Origin of the sequence: Streptomyces sp. NPDC052042, from assembly GCF_044548345.1 — a bacterium.
In the GTDB taxonomy this organism is placed as follows: Bacteria; Actinomycetota; Actinomycetes; order Streptomycetales; family Streptomycetaceae; genus Streptomyces.
Genome location: NZ_JBIUBU010000030.1, coordinates 22,692 through 38,126, shown reverse-complemented (window position 1 = coordinate 38,126; position 15,435 = coordinate 22,692). Strand labels below are relative to the sequence as shown.

Genomic DNA, 15,435 nt, shown 5'->3' with positions numbered 1-15,435 from the left:
GAAGGGGCAGTAAGTGAACGACGGCGGTCAGAGGCGATACGGCCCGCTCGGCAGAACCTTGGTGATCATTCCGACCTACAACGAGGCCGAGAACATCAAGCCGATCGTCAGCCGGGTGCGCTCCGCCGTGCCGGAGGCCGACATCCTGGTCGCCGACGACAACAGCCCCGACGGCACCGGCAAGGTCGCCGACGAGATCGCCGCCGACGACGAACAGGTCCAGGTACTGCACCGCGAGGGCAAGGAAGGGCTGGGCGCCGCCTATCTCGCCGGCTTCCACTGGGGCATGGAGCACGGCTACGGCGTGCTCGTGGAGATGGACGCCGACGGCTCCCACCAGCCCGAGGAACTGCCCCGGCTGCTCACCGCGCTCAAGGGCGCCGACCTGGTGCTCGGCTCCCGCTGGGTGCCGGGCGGCCGGGTGGTGAACTGGCCGAAGTCCCGGGAGATGATCTCGCGCGGCGGCAGCACCTACTCCCGGATCCTCCTCGGGCTGCGGACCAGGGACGTCACGGGCGGCTACCGGGCCTTCCGCACCGAGACGCTGAAGGGCATCGGCCTCGACAGCGTCGCCTCCCAGGGGTACTGCTTCCAGGTCGATCTGGCCCGTCGCGCCGTCGAGGCCGGGTACCACGTGGTTGAGGTCCCGATCACGTTCGTGGACCGCGAGGTCGGCGACTCGAAGATGAGCCGCGACATCGTCGTCGAGGCGCTGTGGCGGGTCACCTCCTGGGGGGTCGCCTCCCGCGCGAACCGGGTCCTCGGCCGCAAGAGCACCTGATCCTCAAAGGGCGGTCGAAGGGGCGGGGCGCGATGCCGCGATCCGCCCGCCGATCACCCCCCCTACGCCGCGCGTACGCGTGTACGGGCACACTGGGGACCATGACGACCGGCACAGGCACACCGCCCCCGACCGCCCCGAGGCGTTCACGCGCCCGCACCTTCGTTCCGCTCGCCGTCGCCGCCTGGGCGGTGCTGGAGATCTGGCTGCTCACCGTCGTGGCCGACGCGGCCGGAGGGTTCGCGGTGCTGCTGCTCCTGGCAGCGGGGATCGTCCTGGGAGCGGCCGTGATGAAGCGGGCCGGCCGCCGGGCCTTCCGCAACCTCACCGAGACGCTCCAGCAGACGCCGGGGCAGCCCGGTGCCGACGACACCGGGCGGCCGGGCGCCTCGGGCGGCCGGGGCAACGGCTTCCTGATGCTCGGCGGACTGCTGCTGATCGTCCCGGGGCTGGTCTCCGACGTGGCGGGGCTCCTGCTGCTGGTGCCGCAGGTCCGTGCGCCGCTGGGCCGGTACGCCGAGCGCTCGGTGGGGCGCCGGATGCGCACGGCGCCCCCCGGCAGCTTCTCCGACGCCTTTCAGCAGGCTCGCATTCATCGGCCGGACGGAAAGATCGTGCAGGGTGAGGTCATCCGCCACGAGGGCGCACCGCAGCCGGGTTCCCGCCCCGACGACGGCCCCCGGCCTCCGCTGACGCCCTGACTCCGGCCGGGCCCGGGGCCACCCCGGGCCGACCCGGCCCGTTCACGGCGGCCGGGCGGGATGTCGCGGGCCCGCTCCCACGACGCGACAGAGCCGCGGGGGGGGGGGGGGGCGCCCCCCCGGGCGGCCCCCCCCCCCCCGCCCCGAACGGGGCGGGGGGGGGGGGGGCCGCGGCCCCCCCCCCCCCGGGGGGGCGCGCGGGGGCGGGGCCCCCCCCCCCGGGGGGCCCCCCCCCCCGCGGCTCTGTCGTACTGCGGTGCTTCTGCGGTCAGGCGGTCTTCCGGCTGTCCCGCGGATGCACGGCGATGTTCATGGCTCCGGAGCGCAGAACCGCCAGCCGTTCGGCCAGCACCTCTTCCAACTCCTCGCGCGTGCGCCGCTCCATGAGCATGTCCCAGTGCGTGCGCGCGGGCTTGCCCTTCTTCTCCTCGGGGCCGTCCCCGTCCACCAGGAGCGCCATGGCGCCGCACGCCTTGCACTCCCACTCCGGCGGAATCTCCGCCTCCACCGAGAACGGCATCTCGAATCGATGTCCGTTCTGGCATGCGTACTCCACCGCCTGGCGCGGGGCCAGATCGATGCCACGGTCCGTCTCGTAGCTGGTCACCACGAGCCGCGTGCCGCGGAGAGCTCGCTCACTCATGAATCGTGCCTCCCGGGCTTGTCGCCCACAGGACAGGTGTCGCTGTCGTCGTCATCCGGTCAACGTCCGGTCGGCGGTAAAGATTCCCGTTGCCGGTCATGCGTCGCCCGTCGTGCCGCTGCTTCTTCAGGGTTGAGGTACCCGCCAATGCCCGGTTTGTCACATCTAGCGGAAGTTGTCACCCAACGGTTCTGCCTCTTCCACTCGCAGTAACGGTCCTCCCGGGCAGGCCAAAGGCGTACACTACCGGCCTTTCACTTCAACGTCTAAATCCGTTCCGGAACAGGGTTCCCCGCGGCGGCCACGGCCTGGCGAATCGGCACCCTTGCGAGCAGTACGGAACCGATCACGAAGAAGACCACCAACGAGATGATCGCATCTCGGTAGCTCCCGGTCAGCTGATATGCGAGACCGAACGCCAGCGGTCCCAGCCAGCTCAGTCCGCGGTCGCTCATCTCGTACGCGGAGAAGTACTCGGCCTCCTTGCCGGCCGGCACCAGATGCGAGAAGAGGGAGCGCGACAGCGCCTGGCTGCCGCCGAGCACCGTCCCGATCGCTGCGGCCAGCACGTAGAAGAAGAGCGGCTCGCCGGCGGGCAGTACGTAGCCGGCGAGGAGGATCAGCGTCCAGACGACGAGCGAGCCGAGGATGGTGCGCTTCGCGCCGTACCGCCGGGCCAGCCGGCCCATCGCCAGTGCCCCCGCCACCGCGAGCACCTGGACCAGCAGCACCGCCGTGATCAGCGTCGTCTGGTCGAGCCCCAGCTCCTCGGAGCCGTAGATCGACGCCTGGGAGATCACCGTCTGCACCCCGTCGTTGTAGACCAGGTACGCCAGCAGGAAGGAGAGCGTCAGCGGATGGCGGCGCATGTCGCGCAGGGTCGCGATCAGTTGCCGCCACCCCGAACCGACCGCGGCCCCGCCACCGCCCCGAGACGTCCGCCGGTCGCGCAGCCGCCGCAGGGGGATCAGCGTGAAGACGCCCCACCAGACACCGGCCGACGCGAGGCAGATCCGTACCGCGTCCCCCTCGGAGAGCCCGAACGAGTCGTGGGCCGTGTACAGCACCAGGTCGAGGACGAGGACGAACGCCCCCGAGGTGTAGCCGAACGCCCAGCCGCGCGAGGAGACCGCGTCACGTTCCTCCGGCCCGGAGATCTGCGGCAGATACGCGTTGTAGAGCACCATCGCCACGCAGAAGGACGCGTTCGCCACGATCAGCAGGAACGCGCCCAGCAGATAGCGGTGCCCGTCGAGGAAGAACATGCCGGTCGTGGCGGCGGCCCCCGTGTACGCGGCGGCCGCGAGCAGTGGCTTCTTGCGGCCCGTGCGGTCCGCCGCGGCGCCCGCGAGCGGCATGGCGATCACCGCGATCACGACGGACAACGAGACCGAGTAGGCGAACAGCGACCCGGCGCGCACCGGTATGCCGAGCGGGTGCACGAAACCGTCGGCGTCGGCCGCCGCCCTGGCGACAGAGGTCAGATAGGGGCCGAGGAATACCGTCAGGACGCTCGTCGAATAGACGGAGCAGGCGAAGTCGTAGAAATACCAGCCGCGTTGTTCACGTACACGGCTCTTGGCCTCGGCGTCGCGACCCGTCGTGCGGTCCGCCGACCCGGTGCCGTCCGCGGTCTCGGTGCTCAACCCGTTCCCCCTCGTCTCTCCCCGTGAGCCCCGCGCGCGAGCGGGTCAGGCCCAGGCCCCGCGTTCGTCCAGCACTGTGCGCAGTGTCTCGATGTGATCGGTCATGATGCCATCCACCCCGAGGTCGAGGAGCGCGGCCATCCGCTCGGGCTCGTTCACGGTCCACACATGCACCTGGAGCCCCCGGGCGTGCGCCTCGCGCACGAAGCGCCGGTCGACGACCCTGACCCCGTTCTGGGTCTCCGGCACCTGCGCGCACACCGCGCCGGAGCGCAGCGCCGCCGGGACGCCGTACGAGCGCAGGCGCAGGCCCAGCACCCCGCGCACCCCGTAGGACGTGGCCAGCCGGGGACCCGCGAGCCGGTGGGCCCTGGCCACCCGCGCCTCCGAGAACGAGCCCACGCACACCCGGTCCCAGGCGTTCGTCCGGCGGATCAGCTCGACCAGCGGGACCAGCGCGGACCACGCCTTGATGTCGATGTTCCAGCGGGCCTGCGGAAAGGTCTCCAGGAGCTCCTCGAACAGCGGCAGCGGCTCACGGCCCGCCACCCTGGCCCGTCGCACCTCGCTCCACGGCAGCTCGGCGATCCGGCCCCGGCTGTCCGTCACCCGGTCCAGGGTCGCGTCGTGGAAAGCCACCAGCCGGCCGTCCGACGTGGTGTGCACATCGGTCTCGAAGTAGCGGTACCCGGCGTCGGCGGCACGGCGGAACGCGGCCGTCGTGTTCTCGATCCCGTCGGCGGCGCCGCCCCGATGGGCGAACGGGATCGTCGTGGGGTGGTCCAGGTAGGGATGGCGCACGGAGGTCACCGGGGCAGTATGGCCCGCCCCGGTGACCGGCCGGTGACGTGGGTGCCGCGGCCCGGCGACCCGGACGCGTCGGACGGCCCGTTCCCGGACGGCGGCGCCTCCCCGGGGGCCGGCCCGTCCCCGGCCGTCGCCCCGGCCCCCGCCGCATGCGCGTCCGCCGCGGTGGACGCCTCCCCGACGGCGAAGAGGCGCAGGAAGAACTGGGTGAGCGGGCCGATGGCCAGGGCGTAGACGACCGTACCGGCGCCGAGGGAACCGCCCAGTGCGAAACCGGTCACCACGACCGCGACCTCCAGCAGGGTGCGGATGAGCCGGATCGAGCGGCCGGTGCGCCGGTGCAGACCGGTCATGAGCCCGTCGCGCGGCCCCGGGCCGAACCGCGCCGCGATGTACAGGCCGGTCGCGACGCCGTTGAGCAGCACACCAGCGGCCATCACGGCGATTTTGGCCGGGACGCCGTGGACGGCGGGAACGAGCTCGAGCGTGCCGTCCATGGCGACGCCGATGACGAACACGTTGGAGACGGTGCCGAGACCGGGGCGCTGCCTCATCGGTATCCACAGCAGCAGCACGACGGCGCCGACGACGATGGACACGACCCCGATGGAGAGCCCGGTGCGCTCCGCGAGCCCCTGGTGGAGCACTCCCCAGGGCTCGAGGCCCAGGCCGGCGCGGACCAGGAGCGCCGAACTGACCCCGTACAGCGTCAGGCCGACGTAGAGCTGGACGAGCCTTCGGGCAAGGTGCGCCCCGGGAGGGGCGGGGGTGATGGACAAAAGTGCCCCCTGAAGTGGTGGAAGTGGATTGCCTCGTGTCACTCTGTGGCAGGGGTTTGGCTGTCAACTATGGCCAATCCGAGGAAGGTGGACTGATTTCCATGGCCGAATGGACCTCGGCGGTCGGTGCGGCACAGCTCGCCCGGCAGCTCCGGGCGCAGCAGACCAGGCCCGCCGGACCGGGCGCGCGCAAGCCGCCCGCCTATCGCGCACTGGCCGACGGGGTGCGTCTGCTCGTCCTGGAGGGCCGGGTGCCGGTGGCCGCCCGGCTCCCCGCCGAACGCGAACTCGCGCTCACCCTGGCCGTGAGCCGGACCACCGTCGCCGCGGCGTACGAGGCGCTGCGCAGCGAGGGGTTCCTGGAGTCGCGCCGGGGGGCCGGCAGCTGGACCGCCGTGCCCGCGGGCAATCCGCTGCCCGCCCGCGGGCTGGAACCGCTGCCCCCGGAGTCGCTCGGATCGATGATCGACCTGGGCTGCGCCTCGCTGCCCGCCCCCGAGCCATGGCTGACCCGCGCGGTCCAGGGCGCCCTGGAGGAGCTGTCGCCCTACGCCCGTACCCATGGCGACTACCCGGCGGGCCTGCCCGCGCTGCGGCAGATGATCGCCGACCGCTACACCGGCCTCGGGGTGCCGACCATGCCCGAGCAGATCATGGTCACCACCGGGGCGATGGGCGCGATCGACGCCATCTGCCACCTCTTCGCGGGGCGCGGGGAGCGGATCGCGGTGGAGTCCCCGAGTTACGCCAACATCCTGCAGCTGATGCGGGAGACGGGTGCGCGGCTGGTGCCGGTGGCGATGCAGGAGGGGCTCGGCGGCTGGGACATGAACCGGTGGCGTCAGGTGCTGCGGGACGCGGCGCCGCGGCTCGCCTACGTCGTGGCCGACTTCCACAACCCCACCGGCGCGCTGGCCGACGAGGACCAGCGGCGCGCCCTGGTGGACGCGGCGCGTTCGGCGGGCACGGTCCTGGTCGTCGACGAGACCATGAACGAACTGCGCCTCGACCCCGGTGCACGGATGCCGCGCCGGGTCTGCGCCTTCGACCGGGCGGGCTCCACCGTGGTCACCGTCGGCTCGGCGAGCAAGGCGTTCTGGGCCGGAATGCGGATCGGCTGGGTGCGCGCCGCGCCGGATGTGATCCGCAGCCTGGTGGCGGCCCGCGCCTATGCCGACATGGGGACGCCCGTCCTGGAGCAGTTGGCCGTCAACTGGTTGATGCGCACGGGCGGTTGGCAGGAGGCGGTACGGCTGAGGCGCGAACAGGCGCGGGACAACCGGGACGCGCTCGTCGCGGCGCTCCGTCGGGAGCTGCCGGACTGGGAGTTCTCGGTTCCGGACGGCGGTCTGACCCTGTGGGTGCGCACCGGCGGGCTGTCCGGTTCCCGGCTGGCGGTGGCGGGGGAGCGGGTCGGGGTACGGGTGCCGTCCGGGCCGCGGTTCGGGGTCGACGGCGCCTTCGAGGGGTATGTGCGGTTGCCGTTCACGGTGTCGGGGCCGGTCGCGGAAGAGGCGGCGGTACGGCTCGCGGCGGCGGCGCGGCTGGTGGGCTCGGGGGCGGGCGCGGACACCGAGGCGCCCCGGTCGTTCGTGGCCTGAGTGCCTGAGTGCCTGAGTGCCTGAGTGCCTGAGTGCCTGAGTGCCTGAGTGCCTGAGTGCCTGAGTGCCTGAGCACCGGGTGCAGGGGCACCTGAGCACCGGGTGCCGGGGTGCCCGGAGCGTTCCGGGGGTCCGCGGCGCGCGGTGTGGAGCGGTACGGGGCCGAGCGGGTGGGTCCGCCCGGCTCCGTACCGTTCGTGCGGCGCCGTTCAGCTCCGCGCCTTTGAACCGTCGCCGGCCAGGGCGGCGGTCAGGCCGGGGGATGCGGCCGGGTCCTGGACGGCCGCTCCGGCGGGCGGGGGCGACCCGATCGGGAGGGCCGTCTCGACGGTCTCCGAGGCAGCCGGTTCGGCGGGTTCGTGCGCCGTCCGCAGGGTGGGCAGCAGCCCGAGGACCGCCTGTCGCTGGGCCTCGCCGGTCGCCTCGTCGTACGGATCGGGCGTGGCCGGGACCTGGAGGCGCAGCACCGGGCCGGCACCCAGCCGCGCGTACCCCCGACCCGGCGGGACATCCGGCGTCGGAGTGGTGTGCGGCTCCGTGCCCAGCACCGACGTGATCTGGTCGCGGGAGCACCGCCCGAGCACGACGCGGGCCCGAGTGTGGGTCCGTACGGCCTTCCCGAGGATGTCCAGGTCGTCGAAGTGGTCGGCCAGGACCACCGTGACGTTGGCCGCCCTGCCGTGCCGCAGCGGCAGCTGGAGCAGGTCCCGGAGGTCGGGGCGGCCGTCGGTGGCCGCCAGATGAGCGAGGACGCCCGGCCGGTCCAGCAGGATCCAGAGCGGGCGTCTGATGTCGTCGGGGAGGGGGTGGCCGGCCTGCCGGGCCCGGTTCGCGGTGATCAGTCGCCGTTCGGTCTCGTTGGCCGCCCACTCCAGGGTCGTCAGCGCGCCGGCCGGGCCGCATTCCACGGCCAGCACGCCGTCGCGTCCGGCCAGGCAGGCGTATTCGCCGGTCCCGTTGCCCTCGACGATCAGCACGTCACCGTGCTGGAGGGCCTGGAGGGCGACGGAGCGCAGCAGGGTCGTGAGGCCGCTGCCCGGCTGCCCGGCGACGAGCAGATGCGGCTCGGTGGAGCGGGCGCCGGTCCGCCAGATGACCGGGGGCGCGTCCCTGGTCGTGTCCCCGTCGGTGACGGGCACCGTCCGCGGTACCGCGTCGGCGTCCGTGAAGCCCAGCACGGTCTCACCCGGCGCGGTGACGAAGCGCTGGGCGCCGATCGTGGTGGGCAGCGGGTCGAGCACGTTCATCACCAGCCGGTTGGCCTCCTCGTCCCAGAGGAAGCGGTACTCGCGCCCGCGGCCCGACTTTGCGTGCAGCAGCTCCTCGATGCGGGCACGGGAGGCGGCCTCGCTGTCCGTGAAGTAGGCGGGGTACGAGACCCGCAGCCGCGTCGGGCGCCCGTCGTCGTCGAACTCGTGGTCGCCGAAGGCCTTCTGCCAGTCGCCGCCGTGGGCGTACAGCGGGTCGGGGTCCCCGGTCGCGGAGAAGTACGGCACGAGCGCCTCGTACAAGGACCGCAGCCGCCCGGACTCCGCCTCGTCCGGCCCGGTCTTCACGGGTGTCCGCTCCCGTCCGGCCCAGGCCGCGGCGCCCATCAGCGAGATCAGGGCGATGACGGAGCCGTACGGGACGAACGTGAGGGCGAAGGCGCAGACCGCGACGGTGAACAGCACGGGACCGCGCCGGTCCTTGGGGGTTGCGGCCCACTTCCGGCGGGCGGCGGCGGCCAGCACCCTGAGACCGCGGACGACCGTCATCAGGGGCTGGAGGACATCGGTGGCCCCGTCGGTGGCCGTGCGCGCGAACCCGCGACCGCGAGTGATCGAGACGCTGCCGCTGCTGAGGATGCGGGGGAGTGGTCGCCGGGCCACGTCGGTCTCCTGAAACCTGAGGGGGGTGGAAGCGGTCGCGGAGGGTCAGAACTTGATCCCGCCCAGGAGGCTGGCGAGGCTCGCGCCCCCGGCGGTGATGCTGGGCGCGATGGCGGTGCCCGCCAGATAGAAGCCGAACAGGGCGGTGACGAGGGCATGCGACGCCTTGAGGCCGTCCTTCCTGAAGAACAGGAAGACGATGATGCCGAGGATGACGACGCCTGACATGGACAGGATCATGAGATCTTCTCCTGGTTCGGTGGGACGGTCACCATGAGTCCTTCCAGATTCACCGGAAGTATCTATGTGATGAAAGTCGCATTCGAGTGAAAAGTCGTTATTTTCACCCGAATGGCCGACCTCGGGCGGTGGTCGGGGCAACGGTCCCCGGTCGACGGGCGGGGCCCGCCCATGGGGGCCGTACGGAAGTCGCGCGTACGCGGCCGTGGCTCGTGTGACCCATGTGTTCCGGGGTATGCGCGAAGCGGGAGCACGTCCGTGGGCACGGGCCGGGCCATCCGGCCGCACGGGCAGTACTCTGTCGGTTTATTCGTGCGCCCGGGCGCACGCCTCAGCAGGTCAGCAGCGGTGCAAGTGGTTCATGGAAGGTGGTCCGAAACGATGAGCGAAGCCCCCGATCCCGAGGTGGTCGAGCTGGCGACGAAGCTGTTCGGTCTGGCCCGCCGGGGTGAGACCGACGCCCTCGCCGCGTACGTCGACGCGGGCGTGCCCGCCAACCTCACCAACGATCGGGGCGACTCGCTGCTGATGCTCGCCGCCTACCACGGGCACGCCGCCACGGTCACCGCCCTCGTCCGGCGCGGAGCCGACCCGGACCGGGCCAACGACCGGGGGCAGACACCGCTCGCCGGAGCCGTCTTCAAGGGTGAGCACGAGGTGATCCGGGCCCTGCTCGCGGCGGGGGCCGACCCGGCGGCCGGAGCGCCCTCCGCGGTGGACACCGCGCGCATGTTCGGCAAGCCCGACCTGCTGGAACTCTTCGGCACCCGCTGACGGGGTACGCCGTAAATGTGGTCGCGGTGGCGAAATGGCTGGGTCATCATGACGTCGCGGGCCCGCTCAGGGCCGACGACGAGAGGCAGAGGAAGATGCTCTACACCAAGCGGAAGACGCCGATCGGACGATCATGTTGCCGCGCGGCGTAGTGCCCGTCAGGCACTTGGAACTGCACAGTCCCGGTCGCGTCGACAGCTTGATGTGAGGCCTTTCCATGTTTGATCCGTTCATAGCGCCGAGCGGCACCCTGCTCGGCCTGCTGCAGAGGGGCCGCGGCGACGGCACGCTCCACGCGCTCGCCGCACCGCGTCCCGAGGCCCTGGCGGCCCTCAACCACTGCGTCCTGAGCGATCCGCGCCATGACTGGCAGGTGGAGAACCGCTCCCTCTACTACGCGCGCCTGTACCTCGACCTCGACGGCGGCGTCGAGGAGATCGAGCGGCACCTGTTCGGCCCCGAGGACCAGCTCCACACCGACGACGCACGCACCGGGCTCGCCCTCGCCGTGCTCGGCCACCTCGCCGCGTACGGACGCGACGACGCCCTGGTCCTGCTGCGCCGCTACGCCGCGACCGGGTCCAACTGGGCCTGGGCGCTGGACGAGCTCGCGCTGCGCGACGACGACGCGGGGCTCCGTGCCCTCGCCGGTCCCGTGCTCGGCCGCTTCCCGGCCACGGAGGAGGGCGAGGCCGAGCTGGCCGCCGCCGTACGGGACGCCTTCGAACCGCGCCCCTGGCGGCTGTGGGCCGACGACCCGCGCGAAGCGGTCGGGGCCCGGGTCAGGGCCGCCTCGGAACGGGGCTCCTTCGACCGGTGGCAGCGGCAGATGCGGCCCGGCGGCCCGCGCCCCGGCTGGAGCGTCCGCGCCGTCCTCGACTGGGCCCAGCAGGGACTCGAACGCGGCGGCTCACTGCATGGACCGGCAGCCCGCTGCCTCGCCGCCGTCGCCGGTCCCGAGGACCGCCCCACGATCCTCGAAGCCGCGCGCGGCGGCCCGGAGGCCGCCCGCTGCGCCGCCCTGCACTACCTGGCCGCGGCCGCCGACCCGGCCGCGCTCGACCTCGTCGAACTGGCCGCGACCGGCCCCTCGCGCACCGTCGCCGACGCGGCGGTCGCCGCCTTCGAGCGGATGTGCGGCGACGCGGCCGTGGAGCGCGCCCGGAGGTGGGCCCGGCGGCCCGACGCCCTGGGAGCGTCCGCGGCCGGGGTGCTCGCCTGCCGCGGCGGCGCGCAGGACGCCCCCCTGGTCCTGGGCGCGCTGCGCGAGACGGTCCGGGGCGAAGGCCCCGACGCCCCACGCCTGTGGACCCTCGTCGACGGCGTCGGCCGGCTGGGCATCGCCTGCGCGGCACCCGTGCTGCGCCATGTCTACCGCGAGACGTCCTCCTCGCACCTGCGCGGCCGGGCGGCCGGCGCCCTGGCCGCCACCGATCCCTCCTTCGCCACCGGCTTCGCCGTCGAATGCCTGTGGGACTGCGAGGAGACCACCCGCGAAATCGCCGCACTGCATGCCGAGACCGGCGACATCCGGGTGGCCGAACGGCTGCGCATGCTCGCCGCAGACCCGGCCGAGGAGGCCGAGGTGCAGACGGCGGTACGCAGCAGGATCGGTCCCGACGCCCCCGCGGCCTGACGGCGCACGGCCGCCGGCGGCCCGCCCCACGGCCGCCGCCCGTGCCGAGGTCCCGCGCGCCCCACGGCCTCGCCGCCCGCACCGAACGACCGCGCGGGCCGCACGGCGCCGCAGGCCGTACGGACGCGTGACCGGCCCCGACGCGTCTTCCGGTACCGGCGGCGCACCGGCCGTGGCCCCCTGTCCACCGCCCGCACCGCAGGCCACTATGGGGGAATGACCGGGCGCTGGGACTTCTGGATCGACCGTGGCGGGACGTTCACCGACGTCGTGGCCCGTGACCCCGACGGACACCTCGTCAGCCGCAAGCTGCTCTCCCACGATCCGGAGCGCTATCGCGACGCCGCCGTGGCCGGAATCCGCGCCATCCTGGGCCTCGGCCCGGCCGACCCGGTCCCCGCCGACCGGGTCGGCACGGTCAGGATGGGCACCACGGTCGCCACCAACGCCCTGCTGGAGCGGCACGGCGAGCCGACCGTCCTCGTCATCACACAAGGCTTCCGGGACGCCCTGCGCATCGCGTACCAGAACCGCCCCCGGCTCTTCGACCGGCGCATCCTGCTGCCCGAGGCCCTGTACGAGCGGGTGATCGAGGTCCCCGAGCGGATCGACGCCCGCGGCCGGATCGTGACCCCGTTGGACCGGGACGCGGTGGCCGAACGGCTGCGCGCCGCCCGGGCCGACGGCCTGCGCAGCGCGGCCGTCGTCCTGATGCACGGCTACCGCCACCCCGGGCACGAGAACGCCGTGGCCGCCGAGGCCCGTGCCGCGGGCTTCACCCAGGTCAGCTGCTCGCACGAGGTGAGCCCGCTGATCAAACTCGTACCGCGAGGCGACACCACCGTCGTCGACGCCTACCTCTCACCCGTCCTGCGCCGCTACGTCGACGGCATCGCCGCCGAACTCCCCGGCATCCGGCTGATGTTCATGCAGTCCAACGGCGGGCTGCGGGAGGCCTCCCACTTCCGGGGCAAGGACGCGGTGCTCTCCGGCCCCGCCGGCGGCGTGGTCGGGATGGCCCGCACGTCCGAACAGGCCGGGTTCGACCGGGTCATCGGCTTCGACATGGGCGGCACCTCCACCGACGTGTCGCACTACGCCGGCGAGTTCGAGCGTGAACTCGGCACCCAGGTCGCCGGTGTGCGCATGCGCGCCCCCATGATGAACATCCACACCGTCGCGGCCGGCGGCGGCTCGATCCTGCACTTCGACGGCCGCCGCCACCGCGTCGGCCCCGACTCGGCGGGCGCGGCCCCCGGCCCCGCCTGCTACCGGCGGGGCGGACCGCTGACGGTCACGGACGCCAACGTGATGCTCGGCCGGATCCAGCCCGCGCACTTCCCGGCCGTCTTCGGCCCCGACGGCGACCTCCCGCTCGACGCGGACCTCGTCCGCCGGCGCTTCGAAGCCCTCGCCGAGAAGGCGGCACGCGCCACCGGAACACGGCGCACGGCCGCCGGGGTCGCCGCCGGATACCTGGAGATCGCCGTGCTCAACATGGCGAACGCGGTCAAGAGGATCTCCGTGGAACGCGGCCACGACATCACCCGCTACGCCCTGACCGGCTTCGGCGGCGCCGGGGGCCAGCACGTCTGCGCCGTCGCCGACGCCCTGGGCGTCGACACCGTCCTCGTACCGCCGCTGGCCGGTGTGCTCTCGGCGTATGGCATCGGCCTCGCCGACGCCACCGCGATGCGCGAGCAGTCCGTCGAGGCGGAACTCGACGAGGGGACCCGCACCACGGTCGGCGAACTCTGCGCGGCCCTCGCCGAGCGCACCCGCGCCGAACTGCGCGCCGACGGCATCCCGGACGACGCCATCGCCACGCGCGCCCGGGTGCTTCTGCGCTACGCCGGCACGGACGCCGGACTGCCCGTCGACCTGGACGAGGTACCCGCCATGACCGAGGCGTTCACGGCCCGGCACCGGGCGCGCTACGCGTTCACCATGGACAAGCCCCTCGTCGTCGAGGCGGTGTCGGTCGAGGCGACCGGAACGTCCGGCCGCCACCGTCCCCGCCCGGCCGGCAGCACCCCCCGAGGGGAGACGGCACCCCGACCGCACGACACGGTGCGCATGTTCGCCGGGGGCCGGTGGCAGGACACCCCGCTCCACCGGCGCGAGGACCTGCGCTCCGGCGACGCCGTCACCGGTCCCGCCGTGATCGCCGAGGCGGATGCCACCACCGTCGTCGACCCCGGCTGGCGGGCCCTCCTCGCCGACAGCGGCCACCTGCGGCTGACCCGGTGCCGCCCACGCCCGGACCGTACGGCCGTCGGCACCCGCGTCGACCCCGTCATGCTGGAGATCTTCAACAACCTCTTCATGTCCATCGCCGAGCAGATGGGTGTGCGCCTGGAGAACACCGCCCACTCCGTCAACATCAAGGAACGGCTCGACTTCTCCTGCGCCCTCTTCGACGCGGACGGCGACCTGATCGCCAACGCCCCGCACATCCCCGTCCACCTCGGTTCCATGGGGGAGTCCATCAAGGAGGTGCTGCACCGCAACGCGGACACGATGCGGCCCGGCGACGTGTACGCCATCAACGACCCGTACCACGGCGGCACCCATCTGCCCGACGTGACCGTGGTGACGCCCGTGTTCGACGAGACCGGGGAAGGCGGCCCCGAACTGCGCTTCCTGGTGGCCTCGCGCGGACACCACGCGGAGATCGGCGGCATCACCCCCGGCTCCATGCCCGCCTTCAGCCACACGGTGGACGAGGAAGGCGTGCTGTTCGACAACTGGCTGCTGGTGCGCGACGGCCGGTTCCGCGAGGCGAAGACGCGCGAACTGCTCACCACCGCCGCCCACCCCTCCCGCGACCCGGACACCAACCTCGCCGACCTCCGCGCCCAGATCGCGGCGAACGAGAAGGGGATCACCGAACTCCGGCGCATGGTCGGCCAGTTCGGTTCCGAGACCGTCGCCGCGTACATGCGGCACGTCAAGGACAACGCCGAGGAGTCCGTCCGCCGGATCATCGCCGGGCTGCGCGACGGCCACTACCGGTACGAGACCGACAACGGGGCCGTCATCGAGGTCGCGCTCACCGTGGACCGGACCGCCCGGAGCGCCGTCATCGACTTCACCGGCACCTCGCCGCAGCAGCCGGGCAACTTCAACACCCCGAGATCCGTGGTCATGGCGGCGGTCCTGTACGTCTTCCGGACGCTCGTCGCCGAGGACATCCCGCTCAACGGCGGCTGCCTCAAGCCCCTGGAGGTCAGGATCCCCGAGGGATCCATGCTGGCCCCCGTCCACCCGGCGGCCACCGTCGCGGGCAACGTGGAGACCTCCCAGGCCGTCACCGGAGCGCTGTACGCGGCCCTGGGCGTCCAGGCCGAGGGCTCGGGCACCATGAACAACCTCACTTTCGGCAACGAACGCGTCCAGTACTACGAGACCGTGGCCAGCGGCTCCGGCGCCGGCGAGGACTTCGACGGCGCGGACGCCGTCCAGACCCACATGACGAACTCCCGCCTCACCGACCCCGAGGTCCTCGAATGGCGCTACCCCGTGCTGCTGGAGAGCTTCCGGGTGCGGGACGGCAGCGGGGGCCGCGGGCACCGGCACGGCGGCAACGGCGTGGAGAGGCGCATCCGCTTCCTCGAACCCGTCACCGCGGCCCTGCTGTCCGGCCACCGCAGGGTCCCGCCGTACGGCATGGCCGGAGGCGAACCCGGCGCCCTGGGCGAACAGCACATCGAGCGTGCCGACGGCCGGACGGTCACCCCGCTGCGCGGCTGCGACACGGCGGAGCTGGAGTGCGGGGACGTGCTGGTGATCCGTACGCCGGGCGGCGGCGGGTACGGCCCGCCGGAACCGGCCCCCGGCGGCCCCGCCCGCCCCGAGGACCGCGACCGGCGCGGCGGTGCGCGGCCCTGAGCCCGCGGGCGGCCGCAGCCGGCGCGGCGGCGCGGAGCCGGACGGCCGTGAGGCCCCGAGGGCCG

Annotated in this window: 12 protein-coding genes; 6 read left to right on the top strand and 6 right to left on the bottom strand. The window is 73.2% G+C overall.

Annotated features, from left to right (window positions below; genetic code table 11):
• The first annotated feature begins 13 nt into the window (after window positions 1–13).
• Both ACIHCL_RS31945 and fxsA read left to right on the top strand, forming a co-directional pair.
• Window positions 14–781, top strand: coding sequence for a polyprenol monophosphomannose synthase (locus ACIHCL_RS31945; RefSeq protein ID WP_399867494.1), 768 nt, complete (start codon window positions 14–16; stop codon window positions 779–781).
• A gap of 101 nt (window positions 782–882) precedes the next feature.
• A complete protein-coding gene (gene fxsA, locus ACIHCL_RS31940; RefSeq protein WP_399867493.1) occupies window positions 883–1,482 on the top strand; it encodes an FxsA family membrane protein in 600 nt (199 codons plus the stop codon).
• 268 nt (window positions 1,483–1,750) lie between these two features.
• Here the strand turns inward: fxsA and ACIHCL_RS31935 are convergent, their stop codons facing one another.
• The 4 genes from ACIHCL_RS31935 to ACIHCL_RS31920 form a co-directional block, all read right to left on the bottom strand.
• Window positions 1,751–2,125, bottom strand: a complete 375-nt coding sequence (locus ACIHCL_RS31935; RefSeq protein ID WP_399867492.1) for an RNA polymerase-binding protein RbpA — start codon at window positions 2,123–2,125, stop codon at window positions 1,751–1,753.
• Window positions 2,126–2,391: 266 nt separating this feature from the next.
• On the bottom strand, window positions 2,392–3,771 hold the full coding sequence (locus tag ACIHCL_RS31930; RefSeq protein WP_399867490.1) for an MFS transporter: 1,380 nt from the start codon (window positions 3,769–3,771) through the stop codon (window positions 2,392–2,394).
• Between the two features lie 45 nt (window positions 3,772–3,816).
• A complete protein-coding gene (locus tag ACIHCL_RS31925) occupies window positions 3,817–4,581 on the bottom strand; it encodes a glycerophosphodiester phosphodiesterase (RefSeq protein WP_399867489.1) in 765 nt (254 codons plus the stop codon).
• A complete protein-coding gene (locus ACIHCL_RS31920) occupies window positions 4,578–5,357 on the bottom strand; it encodes a YitT family protein (RefSeq protein ID WP_399867487.1) in 780 nt (259 codons plus the stop codon). Before ACIHCL_RS31920 ends, ACIHCL_RS31925 begins: the two co-directional genes overlap by 4 nt.
• A 101-nt stretch (window positions 5,358–5,458) precedes the next feature.
• Between ACIHCL_RS31920 and ACIHCL_RS31915 the strand changes: the two genes are divergently transcribed.
• Entirely contained in the window at window positions 5,459–6,958 is a 1,500-nt protein-coding gene (locus ACIHCL_RS31915) for a PLP-dependent aminotransferase family protein (RefSeq protein ID WP_399867486.1), read from the top strand.
• 209 nt (window positions 6,959–7,167) lie between these two features.
• On the opposite strand, the gene ACIHCL_RS31910 is transcribed toward ACIHCL_RS31915, so the two are convergent.
• Complete coding sequence (locus tag ACIHCL_RS31910) at window positions 7,168–8,829, bottom strand: hypothetical protein (protein WP_399867484.1); 1,662 nt, start codon at window positions 8,827–8,829, stop codon at window positions 7,168–7,170.
• Window positions 8,830–8,874: 45 nt separating this feature from the next.
• On the bottom strand, window positions 8,875–9,069 hold the full coding sequence (locus tag ACIHCL_RS31905) for a hypothetical protein (RefSeq protein ID WP_335937643.1): 195 nt from the start codon (window positions 9,067–9,069) through the stop codon (window positions 8,875–8,877).
• Window positions 9,070–9,450: 381 nt separating this feature from the next.
• Here ACIHCL_RS31905 and ACIHCL_RS31900 point away from each other — a divergent pair, with 381 nt between their 5' ends.
• From ACIHCL_RS31900 to ACIHCL_RS31890, 3 genes are all read left to right on the top strand, one after another.
• A complete protein-coding gene (locus ACIHCL_RS31900) occupies window positions 9,451–9,843 on the top strand; it encodes an ankyrin repeat domain-containing protein (protein WP_399867482.1) in 393 nt (130 codons plus the stop codon).
• Between the two features lie 217 nt (window positions 9,844–10,060).
• Window positions 10,061–11,479, top strand: coding sequence for a HEAT repeat domain-containing protein (locus ACIHCL_RS31895; protein ID WP_399867480.1), 1,419 nt, complete (start codon window positions 10,061–10,063; stop codon window positions 11,477–11,479).
• A 216-nt stretch (window positions 11,480–11,695) separates the two neighbouring features.
• On the top strand, window positions 11,696–15,370 hold the full coding sequence (locus tag ACIHCL_RS31890; RefSeq protein WP_399867478.1) for a hydantoinase B/oxoprolinase family protein: 3,675 nt from the start codon (window positions 11,696–11,698) through the stop codon (window positions 15,368–15,370).
• Window positions 15,371–15,435 lie beyond the last annotated feature (65 nt).